This is a genomic window from Candidatus Nomurabacteria bacterium, assembly GCA_016699365.1.
Taxonomy (GTDB): Bacteria; Patescibacteriota; Minisyncoccia; order Phycocordibacterales; family UBA9973; genus CAZLWF01.
This window is the reverse complement of the sequence record CP064973.1, coordinates 54,708-81,200: the sequence shown is the minus strand read 5'-3', so window position 1 is coordinate 81,200 and position 26,493 is coordinate 54,708. Positions and strand designations below refer to the sequence as shown.

The 26,493-nt window shown below is 36.3% G+C and carries 22 protein-coding genes; 15 read left to right on the top strand and 7 right to left on the bottom strand.

The features are described from left to right. Positions 1-13: 13 nt before the first annotated feature. The 3 genes from IPJ63_00420 to rnr all read right to left on the bottom strand — a co-directional run bounded on the left by IPJ63_00420 (position 14) and on the right by rnr (position 6,645). Positions 14-2,221, bottom strand: a complete 2,208-nt coding sequence (locus tag IPJ63_00420) for a hypothetical protein (protein QQR76724.1) — start codon at positions 2,219-2,221, stop codon at positions 14-16. Between the two features lie 65 nt (positions 2,222-2,286). Continuing rightward, complete coding sequence (locus tag IPJ63_00415; protein ID QQR76723.1) at positions 2,287-4,635, bottom strand: CapA family protein; 2,349 nt, start codon at positions 4,633-4,635, stop codon at positions 2,287-2,289. 15 nt (positions 4,636-4,650) lie between these two features. Further along, complete coding sequence (rnr, locus tag IPJ63_00410) at positions 4,651-6,645, bottom strand: ribonuclease R (protein QQR76722.1); 1,995 nt, start codon at positions 6,643-6,645, stop codon at positions 4,651-4,653. A 228-nt stretch (positions 6,646-6,873) separates the two neighbouring features. Here rnr and IPJ63_00405 point away from each other — a divergent pair, with 228 nt between their 5' ends. Then, positions 6,874-7,095, top strand: coding sequence for a hypothetical protein (locus tag IPJ63_00405; GenBank protein ID QQR76721.1), 222 nt, complete (start codon positions 6,874-6,876; stop codon positions 7,093-7,095). A 215-nt stretch (positions 7,096-7,310) separates the two neighbouring features. On the opposite strand, the gene IPJ63_00400 is transcribed toward IPJ63_00405, so the two are convergent. Next, on the bottom strand, positions 7,311-7,457 hold the full coding sequence (locus IPJ63_00400; GenBank protein ID QQR76720.1) for a hypothetical protein: 147 nt from the start codon (positions 7,455-7,457) through the stop codon (positions 7,311-7,313). A gap of 106 nt (positions 7,458-7,563) precedes the next feature. Between IPJ63_00400 and IPJ63_00395 the strand changes: the two genes are divergently transcribed. The 5 genes from IPJ63_00395 to hppD all read left to right on the top strand — a co-directional run bounded on the left by IPJ63_00395 (position 7,564) and on the right by hppD (position 10,763). Continuing rightward, positions 7,564-8,205 carry an ATP-dependent Clp protease proteolytic subunit gene (locus IPJ63_00395; protein QQR76719.1) on the top strand — a complete coding sequence of 214 codons (642 nt, stop codon included), beginning with the start codon at positions 7,564-7,566 and terminating at the stop codon, positions 8,203-8,205. 59 nt (positions 8,206-8,264) lie between these two features. After that, on the top strand, positions 8,265-8,573 hold the full coding sequence (gene rpsP, locus IPJ63_00390; protein ID QQR76718.1) for a 30S ribosomal protein S16: 309 nt from the start codon (positions 8,265-8,267) through the stop codon (positions 8,571-8,573). A gap of 112 nt (positions 8,574-8,685) precedes the next feature. Then, a complete protein-coding gene (locus tag IPJ63_00385; protein QQR76717.1) occupies positions 8,686-9,000 on the top strand; it encodes a KH domain-containing protein in 315 nt (104 codons plus the stop codon). A gap of 113 nt (positions 9,001-9,113) precedes the next feature. Further along, positions 9,114-9,566 (top strand): hypothetical protein, encoded by a 453-nt coding sequence (locus IPJ63_00380; protein QQR76716.1) that lies wholly within the window; start codon positions 9,114-9,116, stop codon positions 9,564-9,566. A gap of 87 nt (positions 9,567-9,653) precedes the next feature. Then, the gene (hppD, locus tag IPJ63_00375; GenBank protein ID QQR76715.1) at positions 9,654-10,763 is read left to right on the top strand and encodes a 4-hydroxyphenylpyruvate dioxygenase; all 1,110 of its coding nucleotides are present in this window, start codon (positions 9,654-9,656) and stop codon (positions 10,761-10,763) included. Positions 10,764-10,816: 53 nt separating this feature from the next. Here the strand turns inward: hppD and IPJ63_00370 are convergent, their stop codons facing one another. Further along, positions 10,817-11,104 carry a hypothetical protein gene (locus IPJ63_00370; GenBank protein QQR76714.1) on the bottom strand — a complete coding sequence of 96 codons (288 nt, stop codon included), beginning with the start codon at positions 11,102-11,104 and terminating at the stop codon, positions 10,817-10,819. Positions 11,105-11,263: 159 nt separating this feature from the next. Here IPJ63_00370 and trmD point away from each other — a divergent pair, with 159 nt between their 5' ends. The 5 genes from trmD to IPJ63_00345 all read left to right on the top strand — a co-directional run bounded on the left by trmD (position 11,264) and on the right by IPJ63_00345 (position 22,085). Next, positions 11,264-11,938, top strand: a complete 675-nt coding sequence (gene trmD / locus IPJ63_00365; GenBank protein ID QQR76713.1) for a tRNA (guanosine(37)-N1)-methyltransferase TrmD — start codon at positions 11,264-11,266, stop codon at positions 11,936-11,938. A 225-nt stretch (positions 11,939-12,163) separates the two neighbouring features. Then, the gene (locus IPJ63_00360) at positions 12,164-15,355 is read left to right on the top strand and encodes a DNA-directed RNA polymerase subunit beta (GenBank protein QQR76712.1); all 3,192 of its coding nucleotides are present in this window, start codon (positions 12,164-12,166) and stop codon (positions 15,353-15,355) included. A 20-nt stretch (positions 15,356-15,375) separates the two neighbouring features. Beyond that, positions 15,376-18,990, top strand: coding sequence for a DNA-directed RNA polymerase subunit beta' (rpoC, locus tag IPJ63_00355; GenBank protein QQR76711.1), 3,615 nt, complete (start codon positions 15,376-15,378; stop codon positions 18,988-18,990). Positions 18,991-19,052: 62 nt separating this feature from the next. Then, positions 19,053-20,783, top strand: a complete 1,731-nt coding sequence (locus IPJ63_00350; protein QQR76710.1) for a DNA primase — start codon at positions 19,053-19,055, stop codon at positions 20,781-20,783. A gap of 15 nt (positions 20,784-20,798) precedes the next feature. After that, the gene (locus tag IPJ63_00345) at positions 20,799-22,085 is read left to right on the top strand and encodes a sigma-70 family RNA polymerase sigma factor (protein QQR76709.1); all 1,287 of its coding nucleotides are present in this window, start codon (positions 20,799-20,801) and stop codon (positions 22,083-22,085) included. Positions 22,086-22,132: 47 nt separating this feature from the next. On the opposite strand, the gene IPJ63_00340 is transcribed toward IPJ63_00345, so the two are convergent. Then, on the bottom strand, positions 22,133-22,861 hold the full coding sequence (locus IPJ63_00340; protein ID QQR76708.1) for a thioredoxin domain-containing protein: 729 nt from the start codon (positions 22,859-22,861) through the stop codon (positions 22,133-22,135). Positions 22,862-22,930: 69 nt separating this feature from the next. Here IPJ63_00340 and IPJ63_00335 point away from each other — a divergent pair, with 69 nt between their 5' ends. Continuing rightward, entirely contained in the window at positions 22,931-24,229 is a 1,299-nt protein-coding gene (locus tag IPJ63_00335) for a glycosyltransferase family 2 protein (protein QQR76707.1), read from the top strand. A 4-nt stretch (positions 24,230-24,233) separates the two neighbouring features. Continuing rightward, positions 24,234-24,941 (top strand): hypothetical protein, encoded by a 708-nt coding sequence (locus tag IPJ63_00330; protein QQR76706.1) that lies wholly within the window; start codon positions 24,234-24,236, stop codon positions 24,939-24,941. A 35-nt stretch (positions 24,942-24,976) separates the two neighbouring features. Here the strand turns inward: IPJ63_00330 and mscL are convergent, their stop codons facing one another. Further along, positions 24,977-25,381, bottom strand: coding sequence for a large-conductance mechanosensitive channel protein MscL (gene mscL, locus IPJ63_00325; GenBank protein ID QQR76705.1), 405 nt, complete (start codon positions 25,379-25,381; stop codon positions 24,977-24,979). A gap of 61 nt (positions 25,382-25,442) precedes the next feature. On the opposite strand from mscL, the gene IPJ63_00320 reads away from it, so the two are divergent. Both IPJ63_00320 and IPJ63_00315 read left to right on the top strand, forming a co-directional pair. Next, positions 25,443-26,168 carry a DUF3298 domain-containing protein gene (locus IPJ63_00320; GenBank protein ID QQR76704.1) on the top strand — a complete coding sequence of 242 codons (726 nt, stop codon included), beginning with the start codon at positions 25,443-25,445 and terminating at the stop codon, positions 26,166-26,168. A gap of 6 nt (positions 26,169-26,174) precedes the next feature. Beyond that, on the top strand, positions 26,175-26,468 hold the full coding sequence (locus IPJ63_00315; GenBank protein QQR76703.1) for an MGMT family protein: 294 nt from the start codon (positions 26,175-26,177) through the stop codon (positions 26,466-26,468). The last annotated feature ends 25 nt before the right edge of the window (positions 26,469-26,493 follow it).

Here is a 26,493-nt window from a genome sequence, read left to right as displayed (position 1 = left end):
CGTTTTTATTTTTTTATTGTTTTTTTACTGTCACATAATTACTGAAAGTGGTATTTCCAGAAGTGTCGTAAGCTTTTGCTCCAACTCTATATGTACCTACAGGTAATTGGGCTGTATTCCACGTAGATTTGTAAGGAGCTGTATCATCTGTTGCAATTAGATTTTTCATATCCGCTGTACTGCCATAATAGAACTCTACCTTCTGTATACCGATGTTGTCTGCTGCGCTTGCTGCTACTACTGTTGTAGCTCCGTTTAGGATGAATTTATCTGCAGGTCCAGCTAATTCAATAGTAGGTGCTTCTGTATCGTTTTCTGGTTCATTGATATCTTCATCACAGTTTCCAGTTATATTTTCCAGTATAGTACAACCAGGATTATCTTCTACGATATCTGTGTTTATAGTTACTGTAGATATTCCAAAAGATGGTATATAAAGATTTGTGATACTTGAATAGAAGTCATTTTCTCTTATTGTAACCTCATGTCCAGGATTTACAGCGAACTCAGTCTTTCCTCTACTTGCGTAATTGGCGTCTCCGTCGATTGAATATAGATTTGCACTAGAGCTATTTAAGTCCACGGCGTCTCCGTCGATTGTGAGTTCATCTATGTGTAAAGTTTTACTTGTGAGATTTGTAAACGCCAATGCTATGTCTCCATTATCTTTTTTATATCCATATATTGTTACGTCATTTGGGTCTAATCCCGGAGTATTTATTGTAAATGTAGTTTCAAGTGGTTTGTAGTCGTCTTGAAATATTTCTTTCATAGACATATAAGCAAAGTACGGTGTTCGTCTTACAAATTCACCAGTATCCTCTGGTTCGCTGTTACCAACTCCTTTTGATACATGTAGATTTATCATTGCGTTTCCGCCATCGGTTACATATGTATGTAAGTTTGCAAATGGAATAAAGTTTCCATTATATGCATTTTGCATATTTATAATATTCATTACATTCGTAACAAAAGCAGCATGAAGTATTGAGTTTGCGTATTTTGCATCTGTTCCATTTAGAGGATCTTGGTTTATGTTCCATTCAGTAAACCACATATCTTTTCCTGGGAAATTTTCTTTATACCAACTAAATATTACAGGTAATCTTACTGTTCCATTTGGTCCCTCTACTGTATTTCGTAGATCGCGTATTTCTTCGAGTCCACATGTAAATATAGAATCTCTATCTCCTGTGGCGACTTCATCTTCACAGCTATTGAAAGGTGCGTAGAAGTGAACGGTGTAATTGTCATACCCATGCTCGTTCATTTTTGTTGCCAGGGAAATATTCCATTCTGTATTGAAGTCACTAGCTTCCCATTCTGCTCCTTCTTCAAAATTCTTTTTTGGAGCAGCTGAAACTGCAAACGGTATGCCAGGGTGTGAAGCAAGTATTAGATCTCTATAAGTATCACAAGTATCTAAGTATTCCTCTACAGATAGAGGAGCATTTATCGTTGGGTTGCCTGTGTTGTACCAAGGGTGAGTTTTTGCGTATGCTTCATTGCCGCATTCGATGCCTATTATTTCTACACCCTCTTCTATCAAGAAATCTATTTTCTCCAATTCTGCTTGTGGTGTTGAATATCTTAGGTTTAGAACAAACATAGATTTAGAATTTCCTGCATCTAATATATCAACGTAATCTCTAATAAAATTACGAGATTTTGTATTTTGGAATCCTTCTAAATAAGATAGATTTCCATATCTAGGTTTTGTTGCTAGAAGCTGGTCTAGTTCTCCAGTGTTCCCATTAGCTTCTTCGTCCTCTCTGTCCGCAATAATAAATCCATTTCCGCGGATTTCGTTTCCAGGAGCAAGACTTGCTATCTCAGCTGCAGAGAGTCTGCCTGTCTCTAGGTATGTAGTCTTAAAATGATAGTAACTCACTTCGCCTCCGGCAAAAAATCTGGCATAGTGAGGCTCTAAGTCACTAGTGAAGTCTTCTATAGTAGATAACCATCCATCAGCAACACCGGCTTCATCTAAGAGCTTTGCCATATGAATACCATATATCCCTGGTTCTACAGAATCAGCTCCTCCAATTGAATTTAAATTTATACTTATTGTGGCTACGTCTTCTGGGTTTACTAGTGCTTTTAGGTAATTGCTTCTGTTTATTGCAAATTGACCTATAAAATAACCTACTCCAATCACAAACACAACCAGAAAAATACTTTTGATTGAGTTATATTCTGGATCTTTTAAAAAATTTTTCATATAGAGTTAAAACACGTTTCTAAACGAGTAATGCGACGGACTAATTATACCAGATAAAAGTATCTTTATGGGTAATCCAAGATTTCTTGGGGTTGGAAATAAGAATTCAATTTAACAAGTTTTTTTTGGTAACTTTCTAGTTTGTCTCCAGAGAAGCTGACTTCCACTATTAAGCCTTGCATTGTTTCCTCTGAGAAGTATTGATCAAATATTAGGTTTCCAAGACTGTACATTATGAGTGCTCCTTTGTATTCCTCTGTATCTTGTATGACATGAGGATGGTGTCCTACAACTAACTCAGCACCGTTTTCTACTGCTTTGTAAGCTAGAGTTTTTTGTCGCGCGTTATGTTCTGAATATTCAGTACCCCAGTGAAAAGACACAGCTAGTATATCTACTTTTTGATTTGCGTTTCTTATTATATTTTCCAAATCTGGATCGCTTGCTATCAATATTCCAGATGAAGTATCTGTAGCCTTTACCCAATCTGGGCCAACATCAGAGAATCCCAAGAATCCGATTTTCAATCCATTTTTTTCTATTATTGTTGGCTCTATTGCGACAGATCGGTTGCTTCCAGCACCTGTGTATTTTATTCCAGATTCTCTTAGTCTTGATAGAGTGTCATTGAAAGCGCTTTTATTCCAGTCGCCGACATGGTTGTTTGCAAAAGATACAATATCTATGCCCGCATACCTCATAACATCTAAAACTTTAGGATCCATACGAAAAGAATATTTACTTCCTACATTGTTGCCGGTGTCTGAAACTGGTCCTTCAAGATTTATGAAACTTATATCCGCTTCTTTTAAGGGAATTAGATTTTCGAACAATCTAGAATAATCTCCTGCAAAATTTCTATCTACAGAACTTCTTACACCTCTGTCGAGCATTACATCTCCACCAAAAGCTAAGCTGACTTTTCTGCTTGGTTCTTCTGTATTTTCAACTATCTCAATTGGTCTGTTGGCTCCTCTGTATACATTTTTTCTTAAGTAACTAATTAGCTCATTTGTATCTCCATATCTGTCTGAACTTTGCAATAATATTATTGCAATTGTTCTATTTTCAAATTCTGATATAGGTACATCAAATAGTGCAACAATCGTTTCTTTTGCAGGATTTGTGTAACCAGTTTTTCCTCCAGCATAATTTTCTTCTCCCAGGTATCTATTTGTGTTTACCCATGTATGAGTTCCGTTGGAATATTTTTCTAACTTGGTTATGTCGTATACATAGTGCTTGAACTCGTGTATATATCTAGCCATCTTAAACAAATCTCTAGCTGTTGATATGTTGTTTTCTGACAATCCACTTGGGTCATCAAAATTTGTTTGTATTAGACCAATAGAAGAAGCTTTGGTGTTCATTGCGCGCATAAAATAATTGCGCCCGACTTGTTCAGCAATTATTTCTGCAGAATCGTTCGAAGATTCTAAAAGAAGAGGGAACAGGAGATCGCTATTTTTTATTTTTTCTCCTATATAAAAACCACCATTTTCTCCATAAGTAGAAAGAGCTTTTTTTGATACAGTAGATGTTCCGCGTTGATGAACTACGTCTAGTGCTGTTAGTGCAGTCATGAGTTTTGATACAGATGCAATAGGGTGGACTTCATCCATATTTTTTTCCAAGATAATATCTCCCGAAGAAACATCTCCTACTATATATGCACTAGCCGAGACTTTTGGTAGTAGTTTTGGATTTTTCAAAAAGTAAGGAGATGATTCTCCTACGGAAGTTGGTTCTTCGCTCGTGGTGCTGTATATAGAAACAGTTGTCCCTATGTCTGCCCATTCATACAAAGCTTTTGCATCTGATGTGTCTAGTCTTATACATCCACCTGAATATCCTATGTCTGCTAGAGGTTTGCCTGAATTATCCACTGGCCATCCGTGGATAAAGTAGTTTCCAAAAAATTGCATGCTCCATGGCATCCATACTTTACCAAAACTTGAAAGATGACTTTCTTCTTTATATAAAACACTATACTTTCCTCCTGGTGTCTCCCAATAAGAACCTGTTTTTCCTTTTGATAGAACTGGAATATTTTTTATTATTTTTCCGTCTTCATATTGAGTAAGCTCCATACTCTCAAGATTTATGCGGATTACTTTTCCTGTTTCCGGAGGTGTGTACATTCCATCACTTATATTTCCAAGCGTTATTTCTACTGGCGATAGTTCTTCCGTAGATAGAGTGTCTTTATTTATAAAATTTTCACTGAGTACATCGTTGTCTATACCGCGTATCCTGTCTCCTAAAATACTAAGCTGTTCACCAAAAGCCTTAGCTGATGTGAAAGCCCTTACAGATCCTTGAAATATAAAAATAGCTACAAATATTCCAAACAAAACAGACCCGATTGTTAATCCGGATACCAGAAAAACTTGTTTTATTCTTCTTTTTTGCATTTATTTTTATTTTGATTATGCAACTAGTGCGTAATCAATTATTTTTTTCTCGAGGTTTGCGTTTACAACTTTGATTTTTATACTATTCCCAATGCGGTAGCGCTTCTTGGTTTTAGTACCAACTATAGCCATGTGTTTTTCGTCGAATATAAATATATCTCCCTCAAGATCTCTCAATTTTACCATACCTTCGCACTTTGTTTCCTTTTCTTCTACATATAGACCCCATTCTGTAACTCCAGAAATTATACCTTCAAATATTTCTCCTACATGTGAAGACATATATTCAACTTGTTTGTATTTTATAGATGAACGTTCTGCATCTGTAGCATGTTTTTCACGTTCGGAAGCATAGAGTGCGCTCTCTTGATAAGTTTGCCAAGAATCTTTTTTGATTTCTCTATTTGCCAAATACTCCATAAGCAGTCTGTGAACTATGACATCTGGATAACGTCTGATAGGTGAAGTAAAGTGAGTATAGAAATCAAAAGCAAGACCGTAGTGGCCGATATTTTTTGTAGAATAAACAGCCTTGGCCATAGATCGAATAATCGCAGTTTGAATCGTATTTTTTTCAGGATGACCATCCAGTTCCTCGAGTAATTTGTTTAACGCTTCTGGTTTTGGAAGTCCTTCATGAAGTGGAAGTTTATAACCAAGTGATTTCAAAAAGAATGCTAGGTCTGCAATTCTCATTTTATCTGGGACATCATGAACTCTGTACACAAAAACTCTGTCTTTACGTTTTCCGCTTCCAGATATAAATTCAGCAACTTTTCTGTTTGCGAGCAACATAAATTCCTCGATTAGTTTGTGAGAATCTGTACGAACCTTACGTACGACTGATATAGGCACACCTTTTTCATCGAGCTTGAATTTTACTTCTTCTTGATCAAGAGACATCGCTCCCTTGTCGTAGCGAGCTTTTAGTAGCTTCTTTGCAATACTATTCATAATTTCAAGCTCACGAGCAAAATCTCCTTTTTTTGTATTTAAAACTTCTTGAGCCTCTTCGTATGTGAAGCGTCTAATAGAATGTATAATAGTGCGTCCATACCATTCATTTAGAACAGCTCCACTTTTGTTCATTATAAAAATCGCACTCATAGAAAGTCTGTCCACATTTGGCTTAAGACTACATAAGTCGTTTGATAAAACATCAGGAAGCATGGGGATTGTGCGATCGACTAGATACACAGAAGTTCCGCGTTTATATGCTTCTTCATCTAGAGCTGTTCCTGGTCGGACAAAATGTGATACGTCTGCAATATGAATTCCTATTTCGTATGTTCCATCAGGTAGTTCTACAAAAGAAAGAGCGTCGTCAAAGTCTTTTGCGTCATACGGATCAATAGTAAAGGTTGGAACTTTTCGCATATCGCGACGAACTCCCTCGTCATGCGTAGATTTGTCATAGAGGTGCTTTGCTTCGTTTGTAACTTCGATAGGGAAGTCACTGTCAAAACCGCGCTCAAGTGCGATTCCTTGCATCTCTGCATTGTTTTCATATGGTCTACCCAAGACTTTTTCAATTTTTCCTATCGGAGATTTTTTTGGATCTTCCCATGAACTAATAACTCCAAAAACCTTGTCTCCATTTTTTGCTCCATTTAATTTTTCTTTCGGGATTATTATGTCTGTATACATTTTTGTATCAGAAGGAACCAGGAAGAACATGCCCTCACTTTCTTCTAGCACCCCAGAAAAGCCAGGTCGTCCGCGAGAGATAATCTTTTCGACTTCACCCATACGAGAACCTTTTTGGCGCATAGGCAATACGCGGACACTCACTAGATCTCCGTGTAGGGCAGTGTTTAGTCCTCCTCGGATGATAGCTATGTCTTCTTTTGGTTCACGAATACGCAAATACCCATCTCCTCGAGAAGATACTGATATTACCCCTTCTATAATCTCTGTTTTTGGAGATTTTTTAGTGTGAATTGGTTTTTTTGGATCTGAAGCCGATTTAGCTTGGAAACGGGTAACTTGCTTATTTTTTGGATTTTTCATTATTTTTGAATACTAAAAAGGTTAGAAACCCTTATGTTTAGATTGATTTTAAGATTGTACCACATATTTTAGTACTTGACAAATTAGTTTGTATGGTATATAATACTACCAGAATAGTCATATTAAAGGATTGTTTTATAAATGAGGGAAAAGTCTTGCGCTGAAAACAAATAGATTGCTTTTAAGTGCAATCAACGCAAAACTTTTTCTTCATTTAAAATCCGATATATGGCAAAAAGTAAAATCGACCAATTCAAAGAAACAAACAAAAAAAATAACGCCGAAGACAAAGCATTCCGCTTTGGTGGGGGCGAAAACTCCGTTGATATGAAGCTTTTAAGCGGCTTCAATATGTTGAACGAAGACGAAGACCTTCGTGACTCTAACTCCTTTAAAAGAGGCTTTAGAATCACAAAGAATCTGCGTAGTCTCGGGATTACCGGGATTTAGTTATTTTTTTATTTTTAAATTTGTATCTGTGAGATGAGAAAACGAGTCTAAAAAATCATGTCTCTTATGGCAGAAAAACTAGTCCTGATCGTAGGTCAGAAAAGTTAAACCTGCAAATCATTGAGCGTCCACTTGAAAAGGTGGGCGTTTTTTTTATTTTTCAATTTTAAACAAAACAAAAACCGGACTAGATCCGGTTTTTGTTTTTTGTGACTTTATTTGTCATCAATCATTCCATCTCTCTTGTCTTGTAGGTAAGCATCGCGCTCTTCCTTTGTCATAAGCATAGCAGTGTCTCCCACCATAACTTCAACTACTTCAGTAGGCTCATCTTTTTTAATTTCTGGTTCGTGATTATCCATATATTTGTATTTTATTTATTAAAAATAAAATCTATTGACATGTTAGATCTTATGGGTTATATTATATACTAGAAAGTTTAAAAAGTCAAATAAAAGGAGGTTGAAATTGTCAGTTAAAAAACAACTTACAGAAGACATCCTCCTTACTAGGCGTATAATATACATCGAGAATAAAGAGGATTTAAAAGTAAAAAACAAAATTACCCTTGAATACGCAAGTCGTATAATCAAGAGCATTCAGTATCTTAATTCTAAGTCTAGCAGGCCTATATATCTGATACTGGAGAGTGACGGTGGAAGCGTTGAGGCCGGAATGAAGATTAAAGACGCGATTGAAAGTTCACGCAGTAAGATTATAGGTGTAGCAACAGGCGACGTGATGTCTATCGCAAGCTATATCTTTGAAGTATGTTCGGAGCGGTGGATTGTAGATAGCTCTCATGTCTTCTTGCATCCAATGTGGGTAGAGATGGAGTTTAAAATACGATTAACTCCTCACACGAATTTGTCCGATGTTTCTACGGCTATAATAGACAGGGCTAAAGAACAACGCGATAAGATGCGTAAAGAACAGAGGGAAATTTACAATCAATACGCAACCCGCATAGGTTCTAAAATGACCCAAATGCAGGTAAAGCGTTTGTTTTTGGCAAAAAGAGCACTGACTGCTAAAAGTGTCCTAGAAAATGCTTTAGCAGACAAGATAATTAAAGAGTTCAATTTTGATAAACCCGGGCAATCTATATAAATAGATTGAACGGGTTTTTATTTGACCTACAGAGAACTTTCTGGTAAGATAGCCAACACATGTTAATGATTAGATTACAACGCATAGGTCGCAAAAACGAAGCGCATTTCCGCGTGGTTTTGACTGACTCAAAAAATAGTGCAAAAAGTGGTAAGTTTTTAGAAATCTTGGGTACTTACAACCCGCATGAATCAACTATAAATTTGAAGCAAGATCGTATTGCTCACTGGGTTTCAAATGGTGCGCAAGTATCAGACACAGTGCACAATTTTCTTGTTAAGGAAGGTGCTCTAAAGACAAAGAAGAAAAACGTTTTGTCAAAGAAATCTCCAACAAAGAAGCGCAAAGAATTAAAAGCTGCAAAATAAAAATACCCCTGTGGGTATTTTTTGTTGACTGTATTTTATACTTTAGTTACAATTATATCGAAGCAGTCAGTTTGTCGAAGTACTGCGGATTATGAATAGATATAGATTATATATGCAAGACGATAAAGCATTCTTAGAGTACGTAGTAAAAGCATTAGTAGACAATCCAGACGATGTAAAGATTGATCGTGGAGTAGATGAAATGGGAGTACTTGTTACTCTAACAGTAAACCAAGCAGATATGGGTAAGATAATTGGCCGCCAAGGTAATACTGCAAAAGCTATCCGAACACTACTACGCGTGATTGGTATGAAGAACAAGGCTCGTGTAAACCTAAAAATCAATGAACCAGAAGGTGGTATGCCAAGACAAGCCCCACAAGCTTCCTCAGTAGACCAAGCAATGGATGATCTAAAGGGAATATAAATTAAATTTTCAAAACAAGAAACACCTGGAAGGTGTTTTTTGTTTTGTTTGACAAAGTTAATATTATATAGTATGCTTTAGGTAGAAATATTTTGTAACTTAAACTTTTGAAAATGGAAGTAGTAACTAGTGAAGTTAAAAAATCGATCAGACTAAGTATAGCTGATGTTCTTGATCAAAAAGGTTATCTCTTTGGTAATTCTCTGGGATTACTTGAGAGTTGCGATAAAACCATCGACACTAAAATGGTCTACATACTGAGAAAAACAAGAGAAAATAATGAAAAATTTTTCGGTATAGATTGGAATAAATTTTTTGGTCTTGAAAAATATTTATACAGGACAGAACTTATATGTTCGATACAGTTAAATTTATGGGACAGTAAGCTTGGAGGATGGCATATTAATATATGCGGTGAGAGCAATTTCGAGGAAGTAAAAAAACTTACCTGCGATATTGCGCAGGCTCTTGGTATTGAAACAAAAGATTTTCAATTCACTCTAGTGTCTTACAAGACAACTATTCGGTATATTGAGAATTCTGTAGTCGAAAGTTATTTTAAATAAATTGTGCGCAGAACACCTACTCCTTGGGTGTTTTTTTTGTTTGACAATAGATAAATAGATAAGTAGACTCAAGAAAAAGTTACTTTTATGGAAGAACAAAAAGATTTTCTGCCGATACTCGGCACAGACCACATTGAGTTTTATGTTGGCAATGCTAAGCAGGCGGCATATTACTATAAAAATGCTTTTGGATTTGAAATTGTTGCATATGCTGGGCTTGAAACCGGCGTTCGTGACAAGGCAAGTTATGTTTTGAAGCAGAATAAAATCGTCCTGGTTTTTACAACTTCATTTGATCCTGAAAGCGAAATCTCACAGCATGTGAGGATCCATGGTGATGGAGTGAAGGTTATTGCTCTTAAGGTACCAAATGCCGTAAAAAGTTTTGAAGAAACTATTGCACGAGGTGCGATCAAGTTCATGTCTCCTACAGAATTTTGTGATGTAAGCGAGGGAAGTGTTTCAGTTTCTGGCATCAAAACATATGGAGATACAATTCACAAATTTGTTGACCGAAGTAAATACAAGGGCATTTTTATGCCGGGGTATAAACCAATTGATCGCAACGGTGTTGTATCAACAGTAGGTCTTCAATATGTAGATCATTGTGTGGGGAACGTAGAGCTCGGAAAAATGAATGAGTGGGTTAAGTTCTACGAGGATGTAATGGGTTTTAAATTACTTGTTACATACGACGACAATGACATCTCAACTGAGTATTCTGCGCTTATGAGCAAGGTTGTTGCAAATGGCAATGGATATATAAAATTTCCAATCAATGAGCCGGCCGAAAGCAGGAAAAATAAATCTCAAATTCAAGAATACTTGGATTTCTATCATGGTTCCGGAGTGCAACATATCGCACTAGCAACAGATGACATTCTGTATACCGTATCTCAATTACGAAGAAGAGGAGTTGAGTTTTTACATGTACCAGAAACATATTATGAAGACGTCCTTGAGAGGGTAAAATTCCCAATAGAGGAGGATTTCGAGATGATCAAGAAGCTCAATATCCTTGTAGATCATGATGATGAAGGGTATATGCTCCAGCTTTTTACAAAGCCAGTGACAGACAGGCCAACGCTTTTCTTCGAAATTATCCAGCGCCGTGGAGCAAAGACTTTTGGTAAAGGGAATTTCAAAGCTCTTTTTGAAGCAATCGAGAGAGAGCAGGCAACAAGAGGTAATCTGTAAAATTGAATAATAAAAAAGCGGTCTTTCGACCGCTTTTATTTGTATCAACTTTTTTATAATAGAGTTAACACTTTGACCTCTCTCGTGTGAAGATCCTGGAATTCTCCTTCGACCCTCACCTCCATATTTTTTTCCAGGAGTTCCTGTATTTTTGAGCTGGTCTCAGGATCGGCTCGCAAGAATACTTTGTTGTCTGGGTATCCTATGTATCCTACATACTTGCCTTCTTTCCCGAAGTCCATTTTTGTGATCGTTACAATCAACTTTGGCTCTTCCGCTTTCTGGCATCCACCAAACAATACTCCCATTCCCAAGACAAAGGACAACAGCAAATTTTTCATCTGATTTTTTTTGATTCATCAATATAATAACACAAATTTTATATTTTGCAAGTTTTTTGTATGTACAGATTTGCATTTTTTCACTATTGCCTATAACCTTTAAGCTATAACCTAATTTATGACTTTTCCCGCCAGAGGCGGGCAGGCACGTTATTGCAAATGACATTTCATATTATTACACTTTTTCCTGAGAGCTTCGATTCATATTTAAAAGAATCGATTATTGGACGTGCAATAAAAGAGAAAAAGATAAAAGTAAATTTCTATAATCCTCGTAAGTTTGTAACCGGAAAATACAAGAAAGTCTGGCCTGATGGGAATGTGTCACAGGTTGTCGACGATAGACCATATGGCGGTGGGCCAGGTATGATAATCCGCGCAGAGCCTGTTGTGAAAGCAGTGGAGAGTGCTTTAAAAAAAACTAAAAAGGGAGGGAAGACAAAAATAATAAATTTTGTTCCGAGTGGTAAAAAATTTACTACAGCTTATGCGAAAGATTCAGTTAAAAAATATTCAGATATAATTTTGATTTGCGGACGTTATGAAGGTATAGATGCTCGTGTGGATAAGATACTGAAGACAGATAAAATTTCGATTGGGGACTATGTACTGACTGGTGGGGAGTTGCCAGCAATGATACTTGTCGATTGTATTTCCCGACAGATTCCAGGAGTACTAGGTAAACATGACTCTTTGGAGGAGGAAAGGGTGTCTTCGAGCGAATTCTATACTAGACCAGAAATCTTGGAATTCAAGGGTAAAAAATACAGGGTCCCAAAGGTGCTTATGTCAGGGGATCACAAGAAAATAGAAGAGTGGAAAAAGGGTAAATAAATCCCAAAATTGGGTCATTTTGTAATATTTGACAAGGTATTGCGGCTAGAGTATACTGATTTTGATTGAAAAGATTGAGTTACGACAGGCTTCAATCTACTTTACTAGCCAAAAGCAATTTATAAATTTGCTGAAACAAACCAATAAAAAGCGTTAGCCTTACACAAAAGGTACTTTTTAGTGCCCTGAGTTTTTATTTTTTTACTCATTAAGCAAAAACACCACATGTCGACAAAAACAAAAATCGAGAAGAAGTATTTTTCAAAATACAAAAAACCACTGGTCGAATTTCCAAACTTACTTGAGACACAACTTGCCTCATACAAATGGCTCATAGAACACGGCCTAAAAGAAGTGTTCAAAGAATTTTCTCCGATAAACGATTACTCAGAGAAAAAATTCATGCTTGAGTTCACATCATTTTCTCTTGGTGAACCAAAGTTTGATGAATATTATGCAAAAGCAAACAAGCTTACTTACGATGCTCAACTAAAAGCACGAGTAAAGCTTATGAACAAAACTCTAGGTGGATCATCAAAGGAACAAGAAATTTTCCTTGCTGATATACCACTCATGACAGATCATGGGACTTTTATAATAAACGGAGTAGAACGCGTTATAGTTTCTCAGCTTGCAAGAAGTTTCGGTGTATTTTTCACAGACCTTGATCTAAAAGGTAAAAAACTTTTTGGTGCAAAAATAATCCCAGCTCGTGGTGTATGGATTGAGATTGAATCTGATTCAGATGGTGTTTTATATGTGCGTATTGATAAAAAGCGAAAGTTCTCGATTACTTCGCTTCTTCGTGTTTTAGGTTTTACTGATGAGTCAATGCTCGCTGCTGCAGCTACTGACGAAGTTCGTCATATATTGAAACTCTCAATAGAAAAAGATCCAGCAAAGACATCTGATGAATCTTTTATAGAAATATACAAGCGTCTTAGAGATGGAGACCTAGCTACTACAGAAAATGCAAAAGAATTCATAAATTCTCTGTTTTCATCTGAACGCTACGACCTATCTCCAGTTGGAAGATTTAGATTCAACAAGCGTTTTGGTAAGCCAATGACAGACAAAGACCTAGAACGCCGAACAATCTCAAAAGAAGATTTGATGGTAATTGTTGAACACATAATATCTCTAAATAATACTCCAAACTCTAAAGCAGATGATATCGACCACTTGGGTCAACGTCGTGTTAGATATGTTGGTGAATTGCTCCAGCAAAAAATTCGTGTTGGTATGACACAGATCAAGAGAAATATTCAGGATCGTATGTCTACAATCGACGTTGCTACAGCTTTGCCGATAAACATAATCAACCAACGCCCACTTCAGGCACGCATAAAAGAATTTTTCACAACGAACCAACTTTCTCAGTTCATGTCACAAGAAAACGTACTAAACGAGATTGAACACTTGCGTATTTTATCTGCACTTGGACCCGGAGGACTAACACGTGAACGCGCAGGACTAGAGGTTCGTGACGTGCACACATCTCACTACGGTCGTGTTTGTCCTATTCACACTCCAGAAGGTCCGAACATCGGTCTCATACTTCACTTGTCTACTTATGCTCGAGTGAATGATTTCGGTATTATTGAAACACCTTACGCGAAAGTAAAAAATGGTGTAATCACAAAAGAAATAGTTTATCTAAATGCTCTAGAAGAAGAGCAATACAACATTGCTCACTCTGGTATTAAATACACAGAAGACGGAAAGATAGTAGAAGACATGGTAGAAGCTCGTGTAAAAACTGAGCCAGGACTTATCGCGCGCGCAGAAGTAGATTATATAGACGTATCAACAAACCAAGCTTTCTCTATTGCTACTTCTATGATTCCTTTCTTGGAAAACGATGACGCTAACCGTGCACTCATGGGAAGTAATATGCAGAAACAAGCTATGGCATGTGTTCGCCCAGAAGCTCCACTTGTGGCTACAGGTATGGAAGAACTCGCTTCACGATATTCAGGAAGACTAATAGTTGCAAAAGAAGACGGAGAAGTTACATATGTTGACGCAAAAAAAATAACTGTTGAAAATTCTAAGGGTAAAAAAGAAGACTACAATCTTATGTCTTTCCAGAGAACAAACAACTTTAGTTCATTCCATCAGCGCCCTAGTGTTTCTATAGGAGACAAGGTGAAGAAGGGTATGATTTTGGCTGATACTTCAACAACAGCACATGGACAAATTGCTTTAGGACAAAATGCATTGATTGCTTTCATGTCATGGAACGGATCTAACTACGAAGATGCGATTATTCTATCTGAGCGTCTTGTAAAAGAAAGTAAGTTCACTTCTATATATATTGAAGAGTTCGTTTGTATAGTTCGTGATACAAAACTCGGACCAGAAATAACAACTCGTGATATTCCAAACGTTGGAGAAATAAAACTAAAAGATCTAGACGAAGACGGTATAGTTCGTGTTGGAGCGGAAGTTCGTGAAAATGATATTCTTGTTGGAAAAATTACTCCAAAAGGTGAGACAGAGCTTACTGCAGAAGAGCGCTTGCTAAGATCTATCTTTGCTGAAAAAGCTCGTGATGTAAAAGACACTTCACTTCGTATGGAACACGGAAAACGTGGACGTATTATAGGAGTAAAAATCTTTTCTCGTGATCAAGGACACAACTTGGAAAGTGGAATCATTAAAAAAGTTGTAATTGAAATTGCACAAATCCGAAACATCTCAGTTGGAGACAAACTTGCAGGACGTCACGGTAACAAAGGTGTTATCTCAATTATCTTACCAGAAGAAGAAATGCCATTTATGGCTGACGGTACTCCTATAGATATAGTGCTTACGCCACTTGGAGTTCCATCTCGTATGAACTTGGGACAAATCCTAGAGATGCACTTGGGTTATGCCGCTAACGCACTTGGATACCAAGCTGTTGTACCATCGTTTTGTGGAGCAACTATTCAAGAAATCAAAGGCGAACTTGTAAAAGCTGGAATGCCAGAAAGTGGAAAAATGAAACTCTTTGATGGAAGAACTGGGGAAGAATTTGAGCAAGATATTGCTGTCGGTTACATGTATATTTTGAAACTTCACCACATGGTTGAAGACAAGATTCACATGCGTTCTATTGGAGCATACTCACTTATTACACAACAGCCGCTTGGAGGTAAAGCTCAAGGTGGAGGACAAAGATTCGGAGAGATGGAAGTCTGGGCACTGGAAGGTTACGGAGCATCACACATACTTCGTGAGATGATCACTATAAAATCTGACGATATCATGGGACGTTCTGCAACATTCGATTCGATTATCAAGGGTGAAGAAATACTACCGCCGAACGCTCCAGCATCATTCAATGTATTGTTAAATTACTTGAGAGGGTTGTCACTCAATGTAGATCTTAAAAAGAAGGGTCGAACTAAAGAAAAATTAAACGGCGCTTAGTAATCTAAAAAATAAAAATTATGAAAACAATTGATACAAGTGACTTTGACTACATAACACTCAAACTGGCTTCACCTGAAAATATACGCGATTGGTCTTATGGAGAGGTTACAAAACCTGAAACTATAAACTACCGAACTGGACGTTCAGAACGTGGAGGTCTTTTCGATGAGCGAGTTTTCGGTCCAGAAAAAGACTATGAATGTTACTGTGGTAAATACAGACGTATTCGTTACAAGGATATTATATGTGAAAAGTGTGGAGTTGAAGTTACAAAGTCTATAGTTCGACGTGAACGTATGGGACATATTGAGCTTGCAAGTCCAGTTGCTCATATTTGGTTCTTGCGTGGAGTTCCATCTCGTATGTCTATACTTCTAAATATCCCAGTTTCTGACTTAGAAAAAGTAATTTACTTTGCTGGATATATCATCACTAAAGTTCATGAAGAAGAAAAGGCTAAAATCATAAAAAATATAGAAAGTGAATACAAGGCAAAGGTTAAGAGTATTGAAGATGAGGAGACTCGTGAAAAACTTAAAAATCTTCTTGTAAATACAAAGAAAGAAATTGCTGAAATTCATACTGGTAAAGTATTGAACGAAATATCTTACCACCACTTCTCATTGAAGTACGGTATCTGTTTTGAAGCAGCTATTGGAGCTGAGGCTATTTTCAATATATTTAAATCTCTTGATTTAGAAAAATTGAAAAAGCAAACAGAAGAGATGTCTGAAAAGGCAAGTACTATCGATAAAGAAAAGCTAGAGCGCCGTATGTCACTACTTCGTTCAATGATCTATTCAAAGATTCGTCCAGAGTGGATGTTCCTCTCTGTTATACCTGTTATTCCACCAGCATTGCGACCAATGGTTGCTCTTGATGGAGGTAGGCATGCAACTAGTGATCTAAACGATCTATATCGTCGCGTTATAAACCGAAACAATCGTCTAAAGAAACTAAAAGAGATTGGAGCACCAGATGTTATCTTGCGTAACGAAAAACGTATTCTACAAGAAGCAGTAGATGCGCTTATAGATAACTCAATTGCAAAACAAAATGATTCTCAGGCAGTTTCTCAGTCTCAAAAACGAGCACTTAAATCTCTTTCTGATAACCTAAAAAGTAAACAAGGTCTATTTCGTCAAAACCTTCTTGGTAAGCGCGTAGACTATTCAGGACGCTCAGTTATCGTTGTGGGTCCTCAGCTTAAACTAAACCAGTGTGGTCTACCAAAGCACATGGCACTTGAGCTATTCAGACCATTCATAATTTCAAAAATTCTAAAAAATGAACTTGCTTTCAACATACGTGGAGCAAACAAATTGATTGAAGAAGGAGTTCCAGAAGTTTGGGCAATTCTAGAAGAGGCAATTCAAGGTAAATATGTGATGTTGAACCGCGCTCCTACACTTCACAGACTTGGTATTCAAGCTTTCAATCCAGTTCTAATCGAAGGTAATGCTATTCAAGTTCACCCACTTGTTTGTACAGGATTCAACGCTGACTTCGACGGAGACCAGATGGCTGTTTACTTACCTCTTTCAAATGATGCTCAAAACGAGGCTCGTGACTTGATGGCTTCAAATAAAAATCTATTGAAACCTCAAAACGGAGATCCTATCGTATCTGCGAAGCTTCTTGATATCGTGCTTGGTTGTTACTGGATGACAAAGTCAGTTGATGGAGAGATTGGTGAAGGTACATATTTTTCTAGTCCAAACCAAGCAATCACAGCATATGACTACGGAATGATTTCATACAGATCAAAAGTTTTCGTACTTCCTACTAATACAGAAAAGTATAAAGACTTACAAGGAAAACCTTTTGAAACTTCTGTTGGAAGACTATTGTTCAACAGTTGCCTACCAAATGACTTCATGTTCGTAAATGAAGAAGTAAACCAAAAGAAAATGTCTAGTATTCTAGACCAGGTAATTATGCGCTACGGTATCGATGCTACTCCAGCTATTCTAGACAAGATAAAGGACTTCGGATACAAGTACGCTACACGCTCTGGTGTTACTTGGAGTATTGACAATGTACGTGTGCCTGTAGAGAAGCCTGAAATTATTGCACGTGGAAGAAAAGAAGAAGAAACAATTATAGGTCAGTACAACGACGGTCTTCTTTCTCATGAAGAAAAGTACCAAAAAGTAATTGAAATTTGGGAACGTATCAAAAAAGAACTTGAAAAGATAATGCCTTCTACTCTAGATAAAAACGGATCTGTTTATGATCTTGTTATGTCTGGAGCTCGAGGATCTATCGCGCAGGTTACTCAGATGGCTGGTATGAAAGGTTTGATTCAAAATACTACTGGTAAAATTATTGATTTCCCAATCGTGCCTTCATATATAGAAGGTCTATCACCTCTAGAATATTTCATTACTACTCACGGATCACGTAAAGGTCTAGCTGACACTGCTCTAAACACAGCTAAAGCTGGTTACCTAACAAGACGTCTTGTTGATGTTGCTCAGGATGTGATGATTTCTGAAGATGATTGTGGAACAAAAGAAGGAAAGAGATTGGTAAAGGAAACAATCGCAGGTATGGAAATATCTCTTGCGAAAAATATTCGTGGACGCATATTGTTTGCTGATATAAAAGATGCAAATGGAGAAGTGATGTTCAAAAAAGGACATTTGATATCAAAAGAAGAATCACAAATGATTGAGAAAGCTGGAATATCAGAAGTTACAGTACGATCACCACTTACATGTAAAACTCTACACGGTATTTGTCAAAAATGTTACGGACTTGATTTGGGAAGAAATAAGCTTGTTGATATAGGAGAGGCTGTAGGTATTGTGGCTGCACAAGCTATTGGAGAACCTGGTACTCAGCTAACACTTCGAACATTCCACGCCGGAGGTGTGGCGGGTGTCGACATCACTCAAGGTTTGCCTCGTATTGAAGAAATCTTTGAAAGACGTGTTCCTAAGAACCCAGCTGTTGTATCAGAAACTGATGCATTGGTATCTGAGGTTGTAGACAAAGGCGCTGAAAGATTTATAAAAGTTCTATCAGATACAAAAGTTGACGGAAAATCAAATGAGATTGTTTACGAAGTATTACCACGTAGAAACATATTGGTTAAGGTTGGAGAAAAAGTAAAGAAAGGTGAACTTCTAACTGACGGTTCTGCTGATATAAATGAAATATTCAAATACGGTAATATCGAACTTGCTGAAGAATATATCGTTCAAGAAATAAATAAAGTTTATGAATTACAAGGAGCTTCAATTTCTCGTAAGCATATCGAAATAATAATTCGTCAAATGTTCTCAAGAAAGAAAATCAGACACTCAGGTGATACTACATTTTCTCCTGGAGAAATAGTAGAAAATGTTGAGCTTATAGAGGAAAATGAGCGCGTAGAGAGTACTGGAGGAGAACCTGCAAAAGCTGAAAATATAATTCTTGGAATTACAGAAACGTCACTTACTACTAAGAGTTGGCTGTCAGCTGCTTCATTCCAAAACACAAACCGTGTGCTTATAAATAACGCTGTAAGAGGTGGTGTAGATACATTACGCGGACTAAAAGAGAATGTTATCATCGGAAGACTTATTCCTGCAGGAACAGGATTTCGTGAGAGACAAAAAAGAGAGATTGATGCTCTAGAATAAAATTCTTTAGAACAGTTTTTGATTGTGCGTTTAAACTTAAAAAGCGTGAACTTAGGTGAACTATGATATCACCAGTTGAACAAATAAAAGAAAGGCTTTCCATAGTAGATGTTGTGTCTTCTTATGTAAAGCTAGAAAAAGCCGGTACGTACTTTAAAGCGAGATGTCCTTTTCACAACGAAAAGACTGCTTCGTTTTTCGTGTCGCCCGGCAGAGGGACTTATCATTGTTTTGGATGTGCAAAAGGAGGAGATATATTTACTTTTACCGAAGAGATAGAAGGATTTGATTTTTCTCATGCTCTAACATATCTTGCTGAAAAAGCTGGGGTTACTCTTGTTCGTGAATCTGATTCCGAAAAAACAAAACGCTCAAAATTATATAGCGTTATGAATGAGGCCGCGCTTTTTTATGAAAAAAATCGTAAAAATAATGCGGATGTAAATAAATACTTGTATGATCGCGGTTTGAGTGAAGATACTTTAGTACTTTTTTCTGTTGGATATGCTCTTCCTAATTGGGATTCTTTGGTTAAGTACCTTAGATCAAAAGGATATGATGAAAACACAATGGAAGAGGTTGGGTTGGTTCTAAAATCTGAGCATGGTTATATTGATAGATTTAGAGGGAGAATTATGTTTCCTATAACTGATTCTCAAGGGCGCACCGTGGCTTTTACTGGACGTATATTCGTACCACCAAATACTAAAGAGCCAGAAAATGTGGGCAAGTACGTGAACTCACCAGAAACGGTTTTATACAACAAATCTCGTATATTGTATGGCTATAGTAAGGCAAAACAGGCAATTTTACGTCAGGGGTATGTTGTTGTGGTAGAAGGTCAGGTAGACCTATTAGCTGCAGTACAGGCTGGTACAGAGAATATAGTGGCTGTTAGTGGTACTGCTATGACAAAGGATCACTTGGATCTACTAAATAGGTTTACAGATAAAATATATTTTTCATTTGATTCTGATAATGCAGGATTGAAAGCTGGTGCGCGCGGGATTGAGCTTGCGATAGAATTGGGACTAGAAGTTAAATTACTAACACTTCCAAAAGGAGATGATCCTGCTAGTTTGATAAAAGATAAGGGCGTAGATGCTTGGCAGGAGATTATAAAATCTGCTAAACATCCGGTAGATTTTTTCTTGGAGTCAATAATTGAAAATACAAAAGATGAAAGAGATAGATTGAAAAGAGTAAAAAATGAAGTGATTCCATATTTGGTTATGATCGGAAGTGATTTAGAGCGTGGTCATTTTATACAAAAAATGTCACAGGCTTTGAATGCAAAAGAGGATGATATTAGATCAGAAGTTGAATCTTTACTTAAAAATAAAAACAAGGACAAAGTTAGTGCGAATACTGTCCTTGTGCAGAAAATTTCGGTAAAATCAAACAAAGACCGCATAGTGGATCGATTGATGGGTATATATATAATGGGTAAAATCAGAAAAGATGTTAGGGTAGATATAGGAGAGCTGGAGACAGAATGGCAAAGAATACTAGTCACGTCCCTTTCAGAAGAGTTAGATAAAATACCAGAAAATAAAAGAGAAGATATATTATTTGAGTCGGACATATTCTATCAAACAAAGGAGTCATTGAAAGACGATATAAAAATCCTTTGTCTGGAATTAGAAAAGGTTTTACTAGAAGAAAGATTTCAAGCATTACTTATAGTTTTAAAGAAAAGTGAGATAGACAAGGATTCAGTTTTAGCGCTAGAAACATTGGGAGAGTGTCAAAAGATATCAAAACGTATAGATGAGATTAAGAGTCAATTATAATTAATTTAAATAAACATGAGTAAAAAAACTGCCAAAAAGAAGAAAAAAGTTGCTCCGGTTAAAAAACCAAAAGCAAAAAAACCAGCTCCAAAGAAGAAAAAAACTGCGAAAAAATCTGAACCAGTTGTTTCTACGCCTGCAACTCGTAAAGCTGCTTACGCTAAAGCAAATGCGGCTAAAAAACCAAAAGAACGTCCAGCTGGAACGAAGCTCAATTCTGCTGAAAAGAAAGCTCTAGTACTAGAACAAAAATCTAGTTTACTTATAGAAAAAGGTAGAAAGAGAGGTTTTATAACTTACGATGAGATATTACAGGTTTTTCCAGATATAGAGAACAATATTCTCTTTTTAGATGAGCTGTATGATAAATTCACAGTAGCGGGGATTGATATTTTAGAAGGTGGAAATTTACTTGATGTAGATGGTCCAAAAGATAAGAATGAATATAAGCATGGGAAGGATCATGCTTCTTATGACTCTATTCAGATATACCTAAAAGAAATTGGTCAGTATCCATTGATTCAAGCAAATGAAGAAAAAGAATTAGCTAAAAGAATTGAGCAAGGCGATCTTGAGGCTAAGAATTTACTTGCTCGAGCAAACCTGCGTCTTGTTGTTTCTATTGCAAAAAAATATGTTGGTCGTAGTTCAGACCTCACTCTACTAGACTTGATCCAAGAAGGTAACCTAGGGCTTTTCAAGGCAGTTGAAAAGTTCGATTGGACCAAAGGATATAAGTTTTCTACTTATGCGACTTGGTGGATTCGTCAGTCAATAACTCGTGCTCTTGCAGACCAATCTCGAACTATTCGTATTCCAGTGCATATGGTTGAAACAATTTCAAAATACAAACAAGTTGTAAGAAGATTGTCTCAAGACTTGGGTCGTGAACCTCTTGCAGAAGAAATTGCAACAGAAATGGGTATTGATGTTGAGAAGATTCATATTATTGAAAATATAAACCAAGAAACTATTTCTCTAGAACAACCAATAGGGGACGATGATGAAAAATCTACTAGAGGAGAATTTATTCCAGATGATAAAATATTGCGCCCAGATCAAGAGTCTTCTCGTAGAATATTGTCAGATAAAATTCGCGAAGTACTAGATGAGCTTTCTCCGAAAGAGAAAAAGATTCTGGAGATGCGTTATGGACTTACAGATGGGGTACAGCACACTTTAGAAGAGGTGGGGCAAGAGTTTGGGGTAACTCGTGAGCGTATTCGTCAGATTGAAGCAAAGGTTCATGAGAAGTTACGTCAAAACGATAAAATACTTAGACTTAAAAACTATTTCGATTAATAAGATAAAAAATATCCCGCATCAAGCGGGATATTTTTTATTTTCAATTATATTAACTTGTCTATCAATTGTTCCATCATATCAAGTGGTAGCGCTCCAGAGACTGGATATGTCTTACCTTTTACCACAAGAACATTGTAAGGCGTTCCTTTTGCTCCAGCATTTTCACCTTCCTTACGATTTTCTTCTACATATGAAGCATATCTGCCAGTGTCTAAACATTCTGTAAATGCTGCTTTATCTAAACCAATATCTTCTGCAATTGTGTAAAGCATTTTAGATTCTAAGCCGTCGTTTGATGGTGTTATTCTGTAAACTTCGTCGATATATTTCCAAAACATATCATTACCGCCTTGCTCCCATGCGCATTCAGTAGCTTCCGCTTCTTTTGCTGCTTTTGCATGAAGAGATTCGATAGGGAAATGCCTATAAACCCAAGCTACATCTTCTCCGTATTTTTCTACAACCTGTTGAAGTGTGCCGTGGAATCTCTTACAGAACGGACATTCTGTGTCTGAATACTCAAATATAACTATTTTTGCGTCAGGGCTTCCGATTATGTGGTCTCTTTCAGTTATGGGGGCAACCTCCACAGTGTTTTTGTCATTTATAATATTTTCTAAAAATGCTTGTTCTGGATCTGGGTTTGTACTTGTTTTTGGACCGCTTGAATTTGAGGCAAATATAGCTATGGCTATCAGGAAGCCAGCCAAAACTATAGCACTAGGTAAAGTTAGTAAATTTTTCTTATTTTGTGGTGTATTTTCGTTTGTCATAGGTATAATTGTAGCCTATTATTATGCAAACGTCTAACCAATAAAATATGTTGAAAAAACTGTGTTTTTATGTTAATATTAGCCCACATGTTTGATTCAATTCCAAGTCTCCAAACTATCATAATTTACACCCTTTCTTTCGCCTCTTTGTTCGTGCAGGTGTTTTTTCTGGTTACATACATAGAAAGACGCAAGGATATTGTTATTCGCAGAAAAGATATTGCCCTAAAAAGATATCCTTCGGTCAGTATTGTTGTACCTTGTTACAACGAAGAAAAAACTCTATACAAAACAGTTAGATCTCTTTTGGCTTTAGATTATCCAAAAAATAAATTAACTATTATTCTTGTGGACGATGGAAGTATAGATAGTACTTGGTCTATAATGCAGAAATTTTCAAAGAACAGTCAGATACAAATTCACCGTAAAGTTAATGGTGGAAAACATACTGCTATGAACTGGGGTATAGAAAATTCAGACTCTGAGTTGATTGGAGGTTTAGACGCAGATTCTTTTGTAGACAAAGAAGCATTGAAGCGTATAGTTACGTATTTTAATGATCCAGCGACCATGGCTGTTGCACCTTCAATACTTGTCTATCAGCCAAACAATATTCTCCAGAAAGCTCAAAAGGCAGAATACGATATGGCAATATATACGAAAAAAATGCTCGGCTTTTTAGGTGGTATACATGTTACACCTGGCCCTTTTTCTATTTTTAGAAAAAAAGTATTCAATGAAATTGGTCCTTATAAAAAAGCTCACAACACAGAAGATCAAGAGATTGCTCTACGTATGCATGAGTTTGGTTACAAGATAGAACATTGTCCAGATGCTTATGTGTATACAGTGAGCCCAAGGTCTGTGAAGGCTTTGTACAAACAAAGACTTCGTTGGATATATGGTTTTATAAAAAATACTCTTGATTATAGAAGACTTTTCTTTAAGAAGAAATATGGAAATTTGGGCTTCTTCACTCTACCTGCGGGTGCTATATCTATAATGTCAGTTATAGCTCTAGCTAGTATCTGGATTTCATACTTAATTAAATTTATAAATAAGAAGCTTGTTATGTGGAATACTGTTGGCTTTGAAAGTGCGGTATCACCTAGATCTTTTGATTGGTTTTTTATAAATACAGAAGGTATAGTTTTTATGTCTTTTGTTCTATACAGCCTTATAGTTATGGCTCTTATATTAGGACGTAGAATGGGTGCTGGTAAGAAAGGTTTGTCTTTGGATGTATTTTATTTTGTTACTGTGTACAGTATTATTGCTCCGTTTTGGATATTGAAAGCTATATGGAACGCAATAGTATCTAAAGAATCTAATTGGATAGGCGAACGTAAGCCAGGTAGAGCTATATAAAATTATGAACAATAAACTTGATTGGAAAAAATATTTACTCGTTTTTTTTATAACCCTAACTATATTTATAGTTGCGGTATCTTTGAGTAATTATTTTACAAATAAAAAAATAAACCAGATAAAATCTATTCAAGATAGTATATCAATAGATATATTATCTTCTGAAACACAGTTCTCATTGCTCGAAGAGCTTGCTTGTAGTGATGTAGATGAAACAGTTTTATCTCAAGAGTTGAACTCTTTAGCAGAAAAAATAACTTATACAGAGAATAATTTTAGTGAATCAGAAGAGCTTGATCGTCTTAAAAAATATTATGCTTTGCTTGAGATAAAAGATTATCTTTTGATGAAGAAGATTTCTGAAAGATGTGGCACAGAAGCTGTATTCGTATTGTATTTTTATACAACTAGTGAGAATTGTAGTGAGTGTGTAAGACAAGGTTATGTCCTAACATCACTACGAGAGTCTTATCCTGGACTTCGTGTCTATTCTTTTGACTACAATACTGACCTATCCGCACTAAGAGCCTTGGTGTCGATTTATAAAGTCGAGGATACAAAGCTCCCGGCACTTGTTGTAAATGGAAAACTCTATACTGGATACAGAAGTGTAGAAGATATAGAAAAAGCTATACCAGAATTAGTGCAAATGAAGATAGATCAAGAAAAGGATATAGACAAAGATTCACAAGAGGATAAAGAAAATAATTAAAACCAATAAAAAAACGAGGCTAAAGCCTCGTTTTTTTATTGATCTGAACCACATTCACGACATTTTGTAGCCTTTAAAGGGATACTAGATATACAGAAAGGGCACTCTTTTGTTGTAACCTCAGATTCTTGCTTCCTTTTAAATCTATTTATTTGTTTTATGATTATAAAAATTGAAAATGCGATTATTATAAAATCTAAACAGTTGTTTATAAATAATCCATAATTCAATGTTACAGCTCCTAGGTCTCCAGATGCTTCTCTGAGTACCAATACTTTTTTTGAAAAATCTACGTTTCCTATAAGTAATCCGAGTGGGGGCATAATAACGTCACTCACTAAAGAGCTAACAATTTTACCAAACGCGCTACCTATAACCACACCAACAGCCAAATCCAGCATGTTTCCTTTTATTGCAAATTCTTTGAATTCTTTGATCATAAAAATTATCTAAATACTAATATATCTATTATACCAAAATATGTATGGTATATTTATATATATGAAAAATAAGATATTTTTACCAATATTTTTTATACTTTTTTTAGGCCTATTTATATTTGGTCTTGTTGAATTCGGCCCTGATCTTACAGATAATAGTACTCCTGTGATAGAAAATACAGAAGAACAAATGGGCGAGACTGTCCCAAAGGTCTTTTTGGAGGATGGTGAAACTTACTCTATTAAAGCTAATTATCCAGAAACAGACAGCCAAGACATCACTATATACATAGATGACGCAATAGCCGCATTTAAAGTGCTTGTAGCGCCAGTTTCAGTCGGTTTATCAAGTGGGGAATACATCTTGGATATAAATTACTCTGTTATAGAATCTGCAAAAATAAATACTTATATTGTTAAAAATTATACATATACTGGTGGAGCTCATGGTTTTGAAGATACTAAAACTTTTTCTTATAAGAAAGACGACAATAAAACAGTAACGTTGGATGATTTGTTTAAAAAAGATGGATATATCCCCGCTCTTTCTGAAGTTGTTAAGGATGCTGTATTAGATTTGCTAGGAGAAGACGCTAATATAGATATGGTAGAAGCAGGTACTAGTCAAGCAATAGAAAATTTTGAACGTTTTTATGTAACTGATGATAGTATTGTATTCATATTTCCTCCATATGCGGTTGCCCCGTATTCAGAAGGTACTGTTGAGGTAAGTATATCTGTTAATACTCTTGGAGGGATGATTGATTTGGATTACTTTTCAATCTAGTTTTTTGTGGACAATAGATCTGAAAAATTTAAAGATAGGGTTTATAGGGTAGTTAAAAATATTCCAAAAGGAAAAGTATTAACCTACAAGCAAGTTGCAGAACTTTCTGGTAGTCCTCTTGCTTATAGGGCGGTTGGTACTATTTTGTCCAATAACTACAATCCTCTGGTGCCATGTCATAGGGTCATAAAATCCAATGGAGATCTAGGTGAATATAATCGAGGTAAGAACAAGAAGGTATCTCTCTTGAAGAAAGAAGGATATATTCATACAAAAAAACAAAAAAACCTCGTAAATTAATTTACGAGGTTTTTTTGTTTAGAAT

Excerpts from the sequence above, each read along its gene's own strand:
- IPJ63_00380 (QQR76716.1), top strand. The coding sequence starts at position 9,114 with ATGGAAGTAGTAACTAGTGAAGTTAAAAAATCGATCAGACTAAGTATA.
- rnr (QQR76722.1), bottom strand. The coding sequence starts at position 6,645 with ATGAAAAATCCAAAAAATAAGCAAGTTACCCGTTTCCAAGCTAAATCG.
- IPJ63_00340 (QQR76708.1), bottom strand. The coding sequence starts at position 22,861 with ATGACAAACGAAAATACACCACAAAATAAGAAAAATTTACTAACTTTA.
- rpsP (QQR76718.1), top strand. The coding sequence starts at position 8,265 with ATGTTAATGATTAGATTACAACGCATAGGTCGCAAAAACGAAGCGCAT.
- IPJ63_00405 (QQR76721.1), top strand. The coding sequence starts at position 6,874 with ATGGCAAAAAGTAAAATCGACCAATTCAAAGAAACAAACAAAAAAAAT.
- IPJ63_00320 (QQR76704.1), top strand. The coding sequence starts at position 25,443 with ATGAAAAATAAGATATTTTTACCAATATTTTTTATACTTTTTTTAGGC.
- IPJ63_00415 (QQR76723.1), bottom strand. The coding sequence starts at position 4,635 with ATGCAAAAAAGAAGAATAAAACAAGTTTTTCTGGTATCCGGATTAACA.
- IPJ63_00330 (QQR76706.1), top strand. The coding sequence starts at position 24,234 with ATGAACAATAAACTTGATTGGAAAAAATATTTACTCGTTTTTTTTATA.
- hppD (QQR76715.1), top strand. The coding sequence starts at position 9,654 with ATGGAAGAACAAAAAGATTTTCTGCCGATACTCGGCACAGACCACATT.
- IPJ63_00345 (QQR76709.1), top strand. The coding sequence starts at position 20,799 with ATGAGTAAAAAAACTGCCAAAAAGAAGAAAAAAGTTGCTCCGGTTAAA.
- IPJ63_00370 (QQR76714.1), bottom strand. The coding sequence starts at position 11,104 with ATGAAAAATTTGCTGTTGTCCTTTGTCTTGGGAATGGGAGTATTGTTT.
- trmD (QQR76713.1), top strand. The coding sequence starts at position 11,264 with ATGACATTTCATATTATTACACTTTTTCCTGAGAGCTTCGATTCATAT.
- IPJ63_00420 (QQR76724.1), bottom strand. The coding sequence starts at position 2,221 with ATGAAAAATTTTTTAAAAGATCCAGAATATAACTCAATCAAAAGTATT.
- IPJ63_00350 (QQR76710.1), top strand. The coding sequence starts at position 19,053 with ATGATATCACCAGTTGAACAAATAAAAGAAAGGCTTTCCATAGTAGAT.
- mscL (QQR76705.1), bottom strand. The coding sequence starts at position 25,381 with ATGATCAAAGAATTCAAAGAATTTGCAATAAAAGGAAACATGCTGGAT.
- rpoC (QQR76711.1), top strand. The coding sequence starts at position 15,376 with ATGAAAACAATTGATACAAGTGACTTTGACTACATAACACTCAAACTG.
- IPJ63_00400 (QQR76720.1), bottom strand. The coding sequence starts at position 7,457 with ATGGATAATCACGAACCAGAAATTAAAAAAGATGAGCCTACTGAAGTA.
- IPJ63_00385 (QQR76717.1), top strand. The coding sequence starts at position 8,686 with ATGCAAGACGATAAAGCATTCTTAGAGTACGTAGTAAAAGCATTAGTA.
- IPJ63_00360 (QQR76712.1), top strand. The coding sequence starts at position 12,164 with ATGTCGACAAAAACAAAAATCGAGAAGAAGTATTTTTCAAAATACAAA.
- IPJ63_00335 (QQR76707.1), top strand. The coding sequence starts at position 22,931 with ATGTTAATATTAGCCCACATGTTTGATTCAATTCCAAGTCTCCAAACT.